Annotated in this window: 12 protein-coding genes; 7 read left to right on the plus strand and 5 right to left on the minus strand. The window is 66.1% G+C overall.

The features are described 5' to 3' along the window. Nucleotides 1-51: 51 nt before the first annotated feature. The 6 genes from M0765_RS11960 (at nt 52) to M0765_RS11985 (ending at nt 8674) form a co-directional block, all read left to right on the plus strand. Entirely contained in the window at nt 52-1149 is a 1098-nt protein-coding gene (locus M0765_RS11960; protein ID WP_443303533.1) for a TRAP transporter substrate-binding protein, read from the plus strand. Beyond that, entirely contained in the window at nt 1146-1847 is a 702-nt protein-coding gene (locus M0765_RS11965) for a PDC sensor domain-containing protein (RefSeq protein WP_258503867.1), read from the plus strand. The genes M0765_RS11960 and M0765_RS11965 overlap by 4 nt, the downstream gene beginning before the upstream one ends. Continuing rightward, nucleotides 1844-4117: a putative bifunctional diguanylate cyclase/phosphodiesterase gene (locus M0765_RS11970; protein WP_258503868.1), complete on the plus strand. Its 2274-nt coding sequence runs from the start codon at nt 1844-1846 to the stop codon at nt 4115-4117. Before M0765_RS11965 ends, M0765_RS11970 begins: the two co-directional genes overlap by 4 nt. Nucleotides 4118-4150: 33 nt before the next feature. Beyond that, a complete protein-coding gene (locus M0765_RS11975; RefSeq protein ID WP_258503869.1) occupies nt 4151-5083 on the plus strand; it encodes a cache domain-containing protein in 933 nt (310 codons plus the stop codon). Continuing rightward, nucleotides 5080-6552, plus strand: coding sequence for a diguanylate cyclase domain-containing protein (locus M0765_RS11980; protein ID WP_258503870.1), 1473 nt, complete (start codon nt 5080-5082; stop codon nt 6550-6552). The genes M0765_RS11975 and M0765_RS11980 overlap by 4 nt, the downstream gene beginning before the upstream one ends. Nucleotides 6553-6757: 205 nt before the next feature. After that, nucleotides 6758-8674, plus strand: coding sequence for a PAS domain-containing hybrid sensor histidine kinase/response regulator (locus tag M0765_RS11985; RefSeq protein ID WP_258503871.1), 1917 nt, complete (start codon nt 6758-6760; stop codon nt 8672-8674). Here the strand turns inward: M0765_RS11985 and nadE are convergent. The 4 genes from nadE to M0765_RS12005 form a co-directional block, all read right to left on the minus strand. Further along, nucleotides 8671-9519 (minus strand): ammonia-dependent NAD(+) synthetase, encoded by an 849-nt coding sequence (gene nadE, locus M0765_RS11990; RefSeq protein WP_258503872.1) that lies wholly within the window; start codon nt 9517-9519, stop codon nt 8671-8673. The genes M0765_RS11985 and nadE overlap by 4 nt on opposite strands. A gap of 34 nt (nt 9520-9553) precedes the next feature. Beyond that, entirely contained in the window at nt 9554-10726 is a 1173-nt protein-coding gene (locus M0765_RS11995; protein ID WP_258503873.1) for a phospholipase A, read from the minus strand. Then, nucleotides 10723-11073, minus strand: coding sequence for a hypothetical protein (locus M0765_RS12000; RefSeq protein WP_258503874.1), 351 nt, complete (start codon nt 11071-11073; stop codon nt 10723-10725). Before M0765_RS12000 ends, M0765_RS11995 begins: the two co-directional genes overlap by 4 nt. Before the next feature lie 111 nt (nt 11074-11184). Then, nucleotides 11185-13290 (minus strand): ATP-dependent helicase, encoded by a 2106-nt coding sequence (locus M0765_RS12005; protein ID WP_258503875.1) that lies wholly within the window; start codon nt 13288-13290, stop codon nt 11185-11187. Between the two features lie 121 nt (nt 13291-13411). Between M0765_RS12005 and M0765_RS12010 the strand changes: the two genes are divergently transcribed. Then, nucleotides 13412-14434 (plus strand): AEC family transporter, encoded by a 1023-nt coding sequence (locus M0765_RS12010; protein ID WP_258503876.1) that lies wholly within the window; start codon nt 13412-13414, stop codon nt 14432-14434. Nucleotides 14435-14464: 30 nt separating this feature from the next. Here M0765_RS12010 and M0765_RS12015 read toward each other — a convergent pair whose 3' ends face one another. After that, the gene (locus M0765_RS12015; RefSeq protein ID WP_274708949.1) at nt 14465-15034 is read right to left on the minus strand and encodes a hypothetical protein; all 570 of its coding nucleotides are present in this window, start codon (nt 15032-15034) and stop codon (nt 14465-14467) included. Nucleotides 15035-15205: the final 171 nt, after the last annotated feature.

Raw genomic sequence — 15205 nt, forward strand, 5'->3', positions numbered from 1 at the left:
GGAAAGCGGCGATTCTGTAAAAAACTTCTTACAGGAAGCACAATCGGCATCATGATCCGGGGCATGAAGACCGGCGAAGCAGCATCCGCTTGGCGACCTGCCCTCTGGGTTCGTGTCGCCGCTCTTGCTTTGGCTTTCGCGGCAATGAACAGCGCAGCGCAGCAATCCGCGCCCACGCGGCTGCGCGTGGTGGGCGGATTGGCCGGCCTGAACCAGTACGCCCTCCACGAAGAGCGCTTCTGGGGCAAGGATCTGGCCCGCCTGAGCGGCGGCAAGTACACCGCGAGCATCGTTCCGTTCAACCAGGCCGGCGTGCCCGGGCAGGAAATGCTCAATCTCATGAGGTTGGGCGTCATCCCGTTCGGCACCGCCTTGCTCAGCCAGATCAGCAACGAGTATCCGGAAATCGGCACGCCAGACATTGCCGGACTGAACCCCGACATGCCCTCCATGCGGCGGGTGATCGGCGCGTTCCGGCCTTATCTCGAAAAGACGCTGCGCGAGCGCCATGGCGTCGAGTTGCTGGCCGTGTATGTGTATCCGGCCCAGGTGATCTTCTGCAAGCAGCCCATGAAGCAGCTGTCCGACCTTTCGGGCCGGCGCGTGCGTGTCTCGGGCACCACCCAGGCCGACTTCGTGCGCGCCCTCGGCGGCGTGCCGGTGTCCACCGAGTTCGCCGAGCTCATGGCCAACATGAGCTCGTCCAATACCGAATGCGCCATCACCGGCGCGATGTCCGGCAACACGCTGGGCCTGCACAAGGTCACCAGTTCGCTCTACACGATGCCCATCAACTGGGGCGTCGCGGTATTCGGCGCCAACACGGACGCATGGAACGCCCTTCCAGCGGATTTGAAGACCCTGTTGAAATCCGAGCTGCCCAAGCTCGAGGCCGCAGTCTGGGAAGAATCGGAGCGCGACACCGGCAACGGCATTGCATGCAATACGGGCGCCGCCACCTGCGTGAAAGGTACCAAGGGCGCCATGGTCGAGGCACGTCCTTCCGCCACTGACGAACGCCGCCGGCGCGAAATATTCGCATCGAGCGTGCTGACTCGCTGGGTGCAGCGATGCGGAACCGTGTGCGCGGAGGTCTGGGACCAGACTGTCGGCCCGGTGGTGGGCATCAAGGCTCCCGTCGGGCAGTGAACAAGCTGCTGCCCCGCCGCATCACCGCCTTTATCTACGGCGTAGCGGCGCTGTTCCTGGCGGCCGTTCTCGCCATTGCCGCGTTCACGATGTGGCAGACCTACCAGAAGGCGATCTCCAACAACGAGAGCCAGGCCACGCGTTTCGTCGTCACCTCGGAAGCCGCGCTGAACCGGAGCCTGCTGGCCGTCGACATGCTGCTGGCGGGCATGGGCCAGTTCCTGCGGAACTCGAGCGAAGACACCGTGGCGGCCGACATCACGGCGCCCGAAACCGCGCAGTTGATCGAGACCATCGTTCGCCAGAGCCTTTTGGTCCGGTACGTGGCGATTCTCAATCCCGAGGGCGCGGTGGTCGCATCTTCCGACCGCCGCGGAGCGAAGCTCGCGCTGCAGCTGCCCCCGGGCTTCCTGAAGGAAATCCTGGGCCGGCCGGGGTCCATGCTCTCGGTCAGCGCGCCCACCGTGAGCCAGGCGACTTCGCAGCAGGTGCTGTATTTCGGGCGCGTGCTGCGGCTTGCGGACGGCGGCAAGATCGTGGCGGTTGCCGAAGTGCAGGTCTCCATGCTCACCACCATTCTTGCGCAGGGAGCGAACATCAGGGGCTCGAGGTCACGCTGGAGCGCGAGTCGGGGGCCTTGCTGGCCAGCATGCCGCCGCGCGACGACCTCGCCGGCCGCAGCATCAGGCCGGCCATGACGGACCAAACCAGCGACGGCCGCCCACACCGGATGGTCGCGCGGCTCAGCGGCCTGCCGGCCATCGTCGTCGCACGGCCCACGCTGCATAGAAACCTGCTGATCGTCGCCGGTATTCCGCTCCAGCTCGCACTCGAGGATTGGCGCAGGGAACGCAATTCCATCCTGATCGTCGCGCTGGCTTTCACGCTGATGATTCTTGCGGTCGCCTATTTCGCCCGCGCGCAGCTGTTGCGGCAATGGCGTGCCCGCGCCGACCTGGTCCGCTCCAAGGCCACGCTGGACCAGGCGCTCGAATCCATGGCGGACGGCTTCGTGCTGCTCGATCCAGAAGGCCGCGTGATCACCTGGAACCGCCGCTTCGTCGATTACTTTCCCTGGGCGGAAAAGCTGCTTGCGCCGCAGGCGCCGTTCCAGCCCATCGACGAACAGAATTCCCGCGGCCTGCACGCGCACAGCGAGCAGGAGCTCGTCCTGCCGGGCGGGCAGGTGATCGTTGCCGTCAAGAGCCCGACGCCGGACGGCGGCCTGGTGTGCATCTACCGCGACATCACCGAAAAGAAGCGCCACGTTTCCGACATTCTCGAAGGCAAGGCGCAGCTGCAGGCCACGCTCGATGCACTGCCGGACGTGCTGCTGGAGGCGGGCATCGACGGCCGTTGCTACCGTTTTCATTCACCGCGCCGGCCCAAGTCTTCGATCAAGGTGCGCGAGCCGGTCGGCAAGATGATGTCCGACCTGTTGCCGGCGAACGCCGCGGCCGAGGTGATGGTCGCGCTGCGCGATGCCTTCGAGTTCGGGTTTTCTTCGGGAAGGCAGTTCGAGACCCGGGTTCCCAAGGGCGTGGTGTGGTTCGAGATTTCGGTCTCGCGCAAGCTGGTGGGCGAAGGTGCGGACGCGCGGTTCATCGTCATCCTGCGGGACATCACCGAGAGCAAACTCGCCGCCCGCGAGATCGAGCACTTGGCCTTCTACGACAACCTGACCGGCCTTCCCAATCGGCAGCTGTTGCTGCACCGGCTGCAGGCCGCGGTCGACTCGAACGTGCGCCGCTCGCGGCACGGTTCACTGCTGTTCCTTGACCTGGACGATTTCAAGACGCTCAACGACGCGCTCGGCCACGCCACGGGCGACGCGTTGCTCAAGCAGGTTGCACTCCGGCTTCAGGCCAGCCTGAGCGAAGGCGGCACGGTCGCGCGGCTGGGTGGCGACGAATTCGTGGTGCTGATCGAAAACCTCAGCGAAGACCCTTCGGTTGCCGCAATGCAGACCAACGCGACCGGCGAAGCCATTCTGAGCGCGCTGGGCGAATCGTTCCAGCTCGAAGACCACGAGTACCACAGCACGTGCAGCATCGGCGCCGTGGTCTTCAGCACCGCCAACCAGTCGCTGGAAGACTTGCTCAAGCATGCGGGCATTGCCATGTACTACGCCAAGTCGGCGGGCGGCAATGCATTGCGTTTCTTCGAGACCGCAATGCAGACAGCCATCACGGCCCGCGCGACCTTGGAGAGCGAACTGCATGCGGCGCTGGCGGGCAATCAGTTCATCCTGCACTACCAGAGCCAAGTCACGTCCGAAGGCCATATCGCAGGCGCGGAGGTGCTCATTCGCTGGCACCATCCGGAGCGCGGAATGGTGCCGCCCGGAGGCTTCATCGAGTTGGCCGAGGAAACCGGGCTGATCGTGCCCATCGGCTTGTGGGTGCTCGAGACGGCCTGCGTGCAGCTCGAACGCTGGAGCCACGACCCGAGGCGCCGGCACCTGCAGCTGGCGGTCAACGTCAGCGCGCGCCAGTTCCGCACCGCCGATTTCGCGGATCGCGTTCGCGATGTGCTGCGCAGGACCGGCGCAGACCCGACAAGACTGAAGCTCGAGCTCACCGAGAGCCTGCTGCAGGACAAGATGACGGAAACGGTCAGCAAGATGCAGCTGCTCGCGTCGATGGGCGTCCGCTTCTCGATGGACGACTTCGGCACCGGCTACTCGTCGCTGTCGTACATGACGCAACTTCCGCTGGACCAGATCAAGGTCGACAAGTTCTTTGTGCAGAGCATCGGCACAGACCCGAAGGTCGAACTGATCATCCAGGCCATCATCGGCATGGCGCGCAACCTCGAGCTTGAAATCGTGGCGGAGGGCGTCGAAACGCAACAGCAGTTCGAGTTTCTGCAGATGCACGGAAAGATGCTTTGCCAGGGGTACCTGTTCAGCAAGCCAGTGCCGCTTGAAGAGTTCGAAGCGCAGCTGGACGTTGCCATGGCGGACTGAGCGCACACCGCGCCCCATCGGAGTCCACATACGATGCGTCTTCCGATTCCCGACCTGACGCGTTTCAGCTTGCGTTCCCGCCTCTCGGCGGGCGTTGTGGCCATCGTGTTCCTGACCACCATAGGCATTTCCGCCGCCGCGCTTTATTTCATGAAGCGCAACATGCAGGCGACCATCGCCGAGGAACACTTCGAGCGGATCTCGGCCATTGCCGACGCGGTGGACCAGAAATTCCTGAGCCGCCGCACCTTGCTCAAGACCTTCGGCGACAGCGTCGAGAGCCGCAATTTCACAGGCGCCGAAAGGCTGCAGGACCTTGTCATGCAGCACAAGTCGCTCAAGGAGGCCTTCGACAACGTGGCCTTCATCGATGCGCAGGGCGAGATCGTGGCCAACATGAACGGCGCGCAGCAGATCGGCAAGATCAACGTCAAGGACCGCGACTACTTCCAGAAGACAGTCGCGGGCAAGGCGGGCATGATCTCCCAGCCCTTCAAGAACCGCATCAGCGGGCTGGCGCAAGTTGCCATGACCGAACCCGTGCTGGACCGCGAGGGCAAGATCGCCTACCTCATCGTCGCCTTCATCACGCTCAGCGAGCACAACTTCCTGGGCGAGCTTGCCAACGTGAAATTCGGCAAGAGCGGGTACATGTTCATCGTCAACACCAGCGGCATCATCGTCGACCATCCCGACCGGTCCCGGCTGCTCCAGCACATCGACGCGGACGGTATACGCAACGCCGCCGCCGACCGCGCCATTGCCGGATTCGAGGGCGCAGCCGAAGGGGTGAACCGCAGGGGCGTGCATGCCCTTTATGCGTTCAAGCACATCCGCCAGACCAACTGGGTGCTGGGCGCGATGTATCCGCGCCAGGAAGCCTTTGCTAAGGCGGAGCAGATCGAGCGCTTTGCCTGGGCGGGGGCACTCCTGCTGACGCTGCTGGCCGGGGGCTCACCTTCATGAACGTGCGCTCGCAGCTCGCGCCGTTGTCGCGCCTGCGCGAACACATGCAGGTCTCGCGCGCGAACTCCGCCTACACGCCGCTGGAGGACGAGCCCGCCCGCGACGAAGTGGGCGATCTTTCGCAGACCTTCGACACGCTCATGCGGGAGCGCCGGGCGGCCCAGGAGCGCGTCAAGTTGAGTGAAAGATTCCTGCGCGATGTGACCGACAACCTGCCGGCCGTGGTCGCTTATTTCGACAGCAACCAGCGCTGCCTTTTCGCGAACAAGGCGGGGCTGCGGATGCAAGGCAGAACCCAGGCGGACATCGGCCGCATGACCATGCGGGAGTCGCTGCCGGACGCGGTCTACCGGCAACTGGCACCGCAGGTTGCCAAGGCGCTCCAGGGAACGCCCACGCGCACCGAAGGAACCTATGACCGCAAGGGCAAGGAAGGCTTCTTCGAATGCCACCTGTTGCCCGACGTTCGCGACGACGGCGTGGTGGGCTACTACGTGATGACCTTCGACATCACCGAGCGCAAGCACGCCGAGATGCGAAGCGCCGACAGCGAACGGCGCCTGCGCGGGCTCACCGACAACGTGCCGGCGCTCCTGACCGAACTCGATCTCGACGAGCGCGTGGTCTTCTGCAACGGCAGATACCTGGCGTGGCTCGGCATCGAGCCGGCATCGATGATGAACCGGCACATCCGCGAGACCGTGGGCGAGGCCCACTACGAGGTGCGCAAGCCGCTTCTGGCGCGTGCCTTCGCGGGCGAGGTGGTGTCGTTCGAACAGACGGCCCAGCTGCTGATCGGCGAGCGGACCCTGCAGACGACCTACTTGCCGCACCGGGACGCCGAGGGTTCAGTCGTCGGGTTGTATGTGCTTTCGCACGACGTCACCGACCTGAAGCAGAAGCAGAGGCAGCTCGATGTCCTTGCGCGGGAGGATGCGCTCACGGGCTTGCCCAACCGCCGTTCGTTCGAAGAACATGCGCGCGAGGCCATGGCCAGGTCGCGGCGCTCGGGAAAGCCGGTGTGCCTGCTGTTCCTGGACATCGACTACTTCAAGTCGATCAACGATTCGCTGGGCCACGCGGCCGGCGACGCGGTGCTCAGGGAGTTCGGCCGCCGGCTCAAGGAAAGCGTGCGCGAAACCGACATGCCGGCGCGCTACGCCGGCGACGAGTTCGTGATCCTTCTCGAGGGAGTCAATGGACTTGCAGAGGCTGGGATCGTCGCGGAGAAGGTGCTTGCCGCAATGCGGCCGGCGTTCCACCTCTCCAGCCGCACCCTGCAGGCGACCGCCAGCATCGGCGTCGCAATCGCGGAGGAAGACGAGGATCTGCCGTCCTTGTTCATGCGCGCCGACGCGGCCCTTTACGCGGCCAAGAAAGAGGGAAAGAACCGTTTCATGATGGCAGAGCCGCGGACCAGGGCTTCGGACAGCGCGCCATGGTCCCGCCAGGAACCTTCCAGCGCCTGACGCCGCCGCGGCTGGCCCGGCCGGGCGCAATCTGGTCCTTGTCCTACGCGAAAAGTACCTGTTGCTGCCCTAAATTGGCGGCACCTGCCGCATTGGCAGCCACGAGGTTCGGGCGCTGCAACCCGGGAGTTCGGCATCAGCCGCAAGAAAAGCGGGAGCCCGCATGCCGTTGCACCGATGCACGGCCACTGGAGGAAGAAGAGCAATGGCAGATCACGGCGGTGGGAGTGCACCTCTGAATCAACGCACTCTGGCCGACGCCGATTTCCGGCTGATGGTCGAGTCGGTCTCGGACTATTCCATCATCGTGCTGGACCCCGGGGGCATCGTCATCAGCTGGAACGATGGCGCGCGAAAGCTCAAGGGGTATGACGCCGCGGAAGCGATCGGGCGGCACTTTTCTCTTTTCTACCCGAGCGAGCTGCTGGAGCAGAACCAGCCCGACCGCGCGCTGGAAACCGTGCGCCAGGCAGGCCGCATGGAAGAAGAAGGCTGGCGGCTCCGCAAGGACGGCACGCGCTTCTGGGCCAGCGTGGTCATCACGCAAATCATCGGCGCCAATGGGGAAATCCGCGGCTTCTCGATGATCACCAGAGACCTCAGCGAGCGCCGCCGCCAGGACGAGATGCTGCGCATGAGCGAGGAGCGCTTCCGGCTGCTGGTCGAGGGCGTGAAGGACTATGCGATCTTCATGCTCGACCCCGGCGGCCACATCGTGAGCTGGAACCTGGGCGCGCAAAAGAACAAGGGCTACGAGGCGTCGGAGATCATCGGCCAGCACTTCTCGGTGTTCTATCCGCCCGAGATTGCCGCAATCGGCTGGCCCGAGCAGGAATTGCGCAACGCGCTGCGCGACGGACGCTTCGAGGACGAAGGCTGGCGCATCCGCAAGGACGGCAGCCGCTTCTGGGCCAGCGTGGTCATTACCGCGCTGCACGACGCCACCGGGCGGCACCGGGGCTTTGCCAAGGTCACGCGCGACCTGACCGAGCGGCGCCGCGTGACCGCGCTCGAAGACGAAGGGCGCCGCGTTACCAACTTCCTGGCAATGCTCGGGCACGAGCTGCGCAATCCGCTGGCGCCGATTTCGAATGCGCTCGAGCTGCTGAAGCGCGAGAAAACGGAATCGGCGGTCATCGCCCACACCCGCGACATCATCGGCCGGCAGCTCAGGCAGATGACGCGGCTGGTGGACGACCTGCTCGACGTGGGCCGCATCACGAGCGGCAAGATCCACCTGGAGAGCAAGCCGGTTCGCTTGCGCGACGCCATCGCCGAGGCCGCCGAGGCGGTGCGGCCGCTGATCGAGAGCAAGTCGCAGACGCTGCACCTGCAATATCAGGAGGCCGATCCCTGGATATCGGGAGACCGTGCGCGGCTCATCCAGATCGTCAGCAACCTGATTCACAACGCCGCGAAGTTCACCCACAACAGCGGCAACGTCCATGTCTCTCTCTCGCAGGTTGGCGAGGATGCCGACATCAGCGTGCGCGACGACGGCCCCGGCATACCGCCCAAGGACCTGCAGCGGATCTTCGACCTGTTCGTTCAGGGCGAGCAGAACATGGCAAGGTCGCAGGGCGGCCTGGGCCTGGGGCTCAGCCTCGTGCAGCAGTTGACGACGCTGCACGGCGGCCGGGTGAGTGCGTTCAGCACCGGCCGGCCGGGCGAAGGCAGCGAGTTCGTGGTGCAGTTCCAGACGACCCAGCCGCCGATTGCCACGCTGGAAGCCGAGCCGCGGCCCGTGGGCGAGCAGCGCGTGCTGGTGGTGGACGACAACGTGGACGCGGCCGAAACCATGGCGCTGCTGCTGGAGGCGCTGGGCTACAAGTCCAGCGTTGCGCATGGCGGCCTGCCAGCCATCGAGGCGGTGAAGGCGCAAGACCCCGACGTGGTGCTGCTGGACATCGGCCTGCCCGACCTGAACGGACATGAAGTCGCCAGGCGCCTGCGGGCCGAGATGATCAACCCGCCGCCGCTGATTGCCATTACCGGCTACGGCCAGGCCAGCGACCGGGACACCAGCCTCGAGGCGGGCTTTCGCGCGCACCTGACGAAGCCCGTGGACGTCGACAAGCTGACCGCGCTGCTCGAGCAACTGCTCGAGTCGCCCCGCGCCTAGGCCGGGAGCGGCGGCTCCACGGGCAGCGCCCGCTTGTGGGCGCTCTTGCGGTGCGTTGAAAGAATGATCTCGCGTGCCGCCGCGGACACCGGCTTGCCCTCGAGGAAATCGTCGATCTGCTCGTAGCTCACGCCGAACGCATCTTCGTCGGGCTTTTGCGGCACCAGCGATTCGAGGTCGGCGGTCGGCACCTTGAACACCAGCGCGTCGGGCGCGCCGAGCTGTTGTGCGAGCGCGCCGCGCCGCTTGTTTAGGCCGGTGAGCGGCGTCACGTCGGCTGCGCCGTCGCCGAACTTGGTGAAGAAGCCCATCAACGCCTCGGCCGCGTGGTCCGTGCCGATGACGATGCCGTCGTGCGCGCCGGCCACCGCGAACTGCGCAATCATGCGCTGGCGCGCCTTGATGTTGCCGAGCACGAAGTCTTCATGCGCCGCGTCGCGGAACACCAGATCGCCGGCCTTCAGCGCGGCGAGCATGCCGTCCGCCGCGGGCCGGATGTCGACGGTGAGGGTGCGGTCTGGATTGATTACCTCGAGCGAGCGCTGCGCCTCGGCCTCGTCCTTCTGCACGCCGTAGGGCAGCCGCATGGCAATGAAGGTGGCGTCCCGGCCTTCGGCGCGCAGCCGTTCCACCGCGCGTTGCGCAAGGCATCCGGCCACCAGCGAATCGACGCCGCCGCTGATGCCCAGCACCAGCGACTTCAGGCCCGTGCCGCGCAGGTAGCCGGCCAGAAAGCCGATGCGCCGCTCGACTTCGTGTGCGGCGTCGAACACCGGCGCCACGTGCAGCGCGGCAATGATCTCGCGCTGCAAAGCGTCCACGGGGGCAAGTTCATCTGCATTCATGACACGAACCTTTCTGTGCATTCATCGGGGCGAATTAAAAGTCCACCAGGCTCAGGCCAATGCTCAGCACGGTGCGCTTCCGGTTGTAGTCCACCAGCGTGTCGCCGTAGCCATGGAACAGCTGCGTGTGGAAACGCAGGTTGCTGGTGGTCGGGTCGCCGATGGCTTTCAGCCACTCGAGCCGCACCGAGCCGCGTCCGCTGTCGCGCAGGTTGTTGCGCACGGTGAGGGCCAGCGTGTTGTCGCGGTTGAAGTTCCAGCGGCCCGTGACCTCGGCGCGGCCGATGTAGCTGGAGATGTCGGGGTTGTCGTCCTTTGCCACGCTTTCCGACAGTCGTTGCCAGACGCGCCCGGTGATGCTGAAGCGGTCGTCGAGCTCGGCGCCGCCCATCAGGTAGACGCGGTTCCAGCTGCGCGACAGCGGCAGGCTCTGGCCGTTCGACTGGTGCACCAGGCCCACGCCCGCATAGCGCCAGCGCCAGCCACCGGGCAGCCTGAAGTCGAGCGGGTAGACATACATCATCTCGGGCTCGTGGTCGGTGGTGCGGAACGGCCGCGAGATCGAGCCGTTGAACAGCTGCCACGTCGACTGCTGCGAATACGCAAACCAGAGCGAGTCTTTCTTGATCGGGTCGTTCTGCGTGAGCAGGCCCTGCGCAATCTTGGTACGCACCGAAAGGCCGATGCGCATTTCATTGGCCTGGTAGTCCACCGGCGAGGCGGTGTGGCCTTCGGACGGCGACGTGGGCGTGTCGGGCTTGCTGGTGGCGGCCGAGGCCGACACGTTCAGCGGCCGGTAGCCGCGGAACACGAAGGTGCCGCAGTCGCTGCCGTTTTCCAGCTCCCAGAAGCGCGACAGCGCGGAATACTGCCGGTCGCGGCAGCCCTCGCTGGTGGCGACCGACACCACGCGCGTGGCCGGCACGGAACCGTCCACCGGCGGCGCCGGCTGGGTACTTGCCAACACCGGCGGCGCCACGGGCACCGACACCGAAGGCAGCGTCTGCTGCTGCGCCCAGCGGTCGAAGCAGGCCAGCCGGGCTTCGTTGCTGTTGCCCAGTGCAGCGCACTGCTGCCAGGTCAGTTGGGCATCGGCCAGCGGGCTGGAAGGTTTTTCCACCGCTTGTGCGCTGGCCAGCGACGACGCAAAGAGGCCGGGCGCCAGAAGGCTCGCGGCAAGGGTGGTGCGTAGATGGAGTGGATTCATTTCTCTGCGGTCCTTTCCGTCTTTTTCAGAGTGAAGGGATGTGTGGTTTCGTCGGCGGCGTTGCGCCAGGTGCCCCTGAACTCGCGCCCGCAGGAGTCCGGCTGCAGCGTGCCGGACCACACGCCGCTGATGCTGCGCCCGTCGAGCGATTCGTCGATGGCGAGCTGCCCCTCGTCGTCTACATCGCCCGCCAGCTGCGCGACCGATGCGTTGCCCGAAGGAGCACCTGCCGCACGCGTGATGGTGCCGCGCACGCCCACGTATTCGGGGTGCTTGCCAAGCACGACCGTGGCCGCGCCCGGAAGGCCGTCGAAGCGCGCCTGCCAGTTGCCGTACAGCGCTTCCACCGGCAGGTCGCGCGCGGTGGCGGGGCATCCGGGCGGTGCCGCGTTCCGAGCCCCCGGGGCCGGCGCATGCGGTGCAGAGCGCGGCCAGCGACAGCAGCAGGATTCGCGCCTTCATGACGCGGAGGCGGCCGCCGCCGCAGCCGCAGCACTGTCCTGGGCCTTGCGCGCGAACTCGGCACGCAGGGCCTTGAGCTTCTCGCGCGGGTCTTCGCGCGTGGTGGCCTTGTCCAGGCCCATTTCGGCGATGAAGCGGCTCGGTACGCAGGGCACCATCTCGCGGCCCTGCTTGCGCTTCTTGGTCCAGCTCACGGCCAGGCTGCGCTGCGCGCGCGTGATGCCCACGTACATGAGGCGGCGCTCTTCCTGCAGCCGCTGCAGTGTTTCGTCGCTCACCTTCAGCTGGCGGCCGTTGTCGTCCTCGAGCTTGAAGGGCAGCAGCCCCTCGGTCACGCCGATCAGCATCACGTGCGGCCACTCGAGGCCCTTGGAGGCATGCAGCGTAGAGAGCGTGACCACGTTCTGGTCCTGCTCGCGCTCGCTGATGGTCGAGAGCAGCGAGATGGTCTGCGCCACTTCGAGCAGGCTCTTGCGTTCGCTCTCGACGTTGTTGTCGGCGCCCGAGGCATCGTCGATCACGCCGCCGGCGCGCTGCGACATCCAGTCGACGAACTCCAGCACATTGGTCCAGCGCGCGGCCGCAGCCTGTTCGCTGTCCTCGCCGTCGTACAGGTGCTTCTCGTAGTCGATCTCCTTCAGCCATTCGAGCATGAAGGTGCGCGAATCTTCCGCGCCCATGGTGCGGCGCGCGCGGTATTCCAGGTCGTTGATGTAGCGGCCGAACTCGTGGATGCCCTCCAGCGTGCGCTTGGGCATCACGCTCGGCAGCGACGGGCTGAAGAGCGCTTCGAACAGGCTCAGCTTGTACTGGCTGGCAAAGGTGCCGAGGCTCGCGAGCGTGGTGTGGCCGATGCCGCGCTTGGGCGTGGTGATCGCGCGCAGGAACGCCGGGTCGTCGTCGTTGTTGACCCACAGGCGAAACCAGCCGCACAGGTCCTTGATTTCGGCGCGATCGAAAAAGCTCTGCCCGCCCGAGACCTTGTAGGGAATCTGTGCCTTGCGCAGCGCCTGCTCGAACACGCGCGCCTGGTGGTTGGCGCGGTAAAGAATGGCGAAGTCGCGAAACTCCTTGTACTGCTTGCCCTGCGCCGTGGCGTCGCCCGCGCGCAGGCTGATGATGCGCGCCACCGCGCGCTCGGCCTCGTGCGCCTCGGAGTCGGCATCGACGATGCGCACCGGCTCGCCTTCGCCCAGCTCGGAGAACAGCGTCTTCGGAAACAGCTTCGGGTTGGGGCCGATCACGTTGTTGGCCGCCCGCAGAATGGCGCTGGTGGAGCGGTAGTTCTGCTCCAGCTTGATGACCTTCAGGTCCGGATAGTCGACCGGCAGCTTGCGCAGGTTGTCCAGCGTGGCGCCGCGCCAGCCGTAGATCGACTGGTCGTCGTCGCCCACCGCGGTGAAGCGACCGCGTGCGCCGGCCAGCGCCTTCAGCACTTCATATTGGGTGGCGTTGGTGTCCTGGTATTCGTCCACCAGGATGTGGCCCAGCGTGTTTTGCCACTTGGTGCGCACCTCTTCGTAGTCGCGCAGCAGCTTGAGCGGCATGCCGATGAGGTCGTCGAAATCGACGCTCTGGTAGGCCGTGAGCCGCTCTTCGTAGCGCGCCATGATGCGCGCGGTGATGCGCTCGTTGTCGTCCACCGCCGCGGCCTCGGCCTGTGCGGCGTTCAGCCCCATGTTCTTCCACTTGCTGATGGTCCACTGCCAGATGCGCGCGGTGGCGGTGTCGGTGGTGCCGCCGGCGTCCTTCAATATCTTGGTGACGTCGTCGCTGTCCAGAATGCTGAAGGCCGGCTTCAGGCCCAGCACGGCGCCGTCTTCGCGCATCATGCGCACGCCCAGCGCGTGAAAGGTGCAGATCACCACATGCTTCGCGTCACGGCCGATCAACCCCTTGGCGCGCTCGCGCATTTCGCTCGCAGCCTTGTTGGTGAAGGTGATGGCCGCAATGCGCTTGGGCTCCAGGCCGGCCTGGATGAGGCGGCCGATCTTGTGCGTGATGACGCGCGTCTTGCCCGAGCCCGCGCCCGCGAGCACGAGGCAGGGGCCATGCAGGTAATTGACAGCTTCTTGTTGCGCGAGATTGAGACCGGAAGACATGAGGAGTGGGAACGGAAGGCCGCGAGGGAACGGGCAGGCGCAAAGCGGGCAATGATACGGGGCGCAGCTCTCGCGCAACCCCGCCGAAGTTCACCATGCGGGATGCAACGACAATCAGCCGGTGCTGCCTGTATTTCTCGTTACCTTTCCTTTCTTCGCGCTGATTGCCGCCGGCTATGGCGCGGCACGAGCACGCGTCCTGCCGCTGGACGCGATTCCCGGCCTCAACACCTTCGTGCTGTATTTCGCGCTGCCTTGCATGCTGTTGCGCTTCGGTGCCGGCACGCCGATCGGGCAACTGCTCGACGGCAGCGTTGCACTGGTCTGGGGCGTGAGCGCGCTGGCCGTGGTGGCGGGCACGGTCGTCTTCACCCGCAATGCGCGCATCGGCTGGAACGACGGCGCCTTCGGCGCGCTGGTGGCGGCGTTTCCGAACACCGGCTTCATGGGCGTGCCGCTTTTGGTGGCGCTGCTGGGTGCGCAGGCGGCGGGGCCGATGATCATCACCATCGCGTTCGACCTGGTCGTGACCTCGTCGCTGTGCATTGCCCTCTCGCGGCTCGACGGCACCGGCAGCGGCGCCGCGCATCACGGCCCGCGGCAGGCGGCGCGCCAGGCGCTGCGCGGCGTGCTGGTCAATCCGATGCCGTGGTCGATTCTGCTGGGCGTGCTGCTCTCGGCCGCGCGCTGGCGCCTGCCGGGGCCCGTGGAGCGCACCGTGGCCATGCTGGCCGATGCGGCTTCGCCAGTGGCGCTCTTCACCATTGGCGCGGTGCTGGCGCGGTCGGCGCTGCTCGCCCGCGAGCACGCGGCCAGCGCGGAAGTGGCCGCGGCCATGGGGGTGAAGTCGGCGCTTGCACGCAAGGCGCCGCTGGCCGACGTGCTGCCGGTGGTGGGCGTCAAGCTGCTCGTGCATCCGCTGCTGGTGTGGGCGCTGGGGCGGGGCGCCATTGCGCTCGGGCTGCCGCTCTCTTCTTCGGCGCTGGTGGTGATCGTGCTGGTGGCGGCGCTGCCGAGCGCCAGCAACGTGGCCATGCTGGCCGAGCGCTTCGGCGCCGACAGCGGCCGCATCGCACGCATCATTCTTTGGACGACGGTCGCAACCTTCTTCAGTTTTCCGTTGGCGGTGGGCCTGCTGCGCTGAGCCGGGGCGCTGAAAGGCGCGTCTGTTGAATCAGGGTGTCAGCACGCCGAGCTTGAACGGATCGGCGTCCGAAAGGCGCTCGCACTTGGTGAAGTCGCGGCCCTGGGTGCCGTCGCAATAGAACGCGTTGTAGATGTAGCCGAACAGCGTGGGGCTGGCCGTGAAGAGCACGCCGTGATCGGGCTGCCAGTTGTCCTTGACCGGCTCGGAGCCGAGTTCCGCAGCGCTGCCAGAGCCGGCGGCGGAGGCGGAGGCGGAAGCGGAGGCGGGCGAGAACTCGGCCAGCGTCTTGTGCACTTCGCCGCCGCGCCATCGCATGGCCAGTTCGGAGGCGGTGGGCCTGGCGGCCACCGGCAGCAGCACGCCGTTCACTTGGAAGCCGTCACCGAAGCGATGCGTCTTGCCGGCAAGAAAGGCGTAGGCGCAGGCGGCCAGGCACTGGCCGCGGATTTCGGTTTCCACCCCGCTCGAGCGAATGGCCTCGGCATAGGCGCCGGCTGCTTCGGCGGTGCCGCCGAACGAGTCCTCGAACACCACGGTGCGCACCGTGCCTTTGCCCAGGTGCTCGGTAAAGGCCTTGATAGCCGTGCCGTCGAGCATGCCCGACACCACCAGCCGGCTGCCCTGCAGTTCGAGTTCGGCCGCGGAGCATGCGCATGCAAAAAGAAGAGCCCAACCGAGAGATGAAGGCAGTTTCACGGCAACCCCTGGCGACCAGCATTCTTGCTTGACGCGCGAGGCCGGAACGGGCCCGCGCTGTAACAGCTTGAA

This window comes from Variovorax sp. S12S4, from assembly GCF_023195515.1.
GTDB lineage: Bacteria > Pseudomonadota > Gammaproteobacteria > Burkholderiales > Burkholderiaceae_C > Variovorax.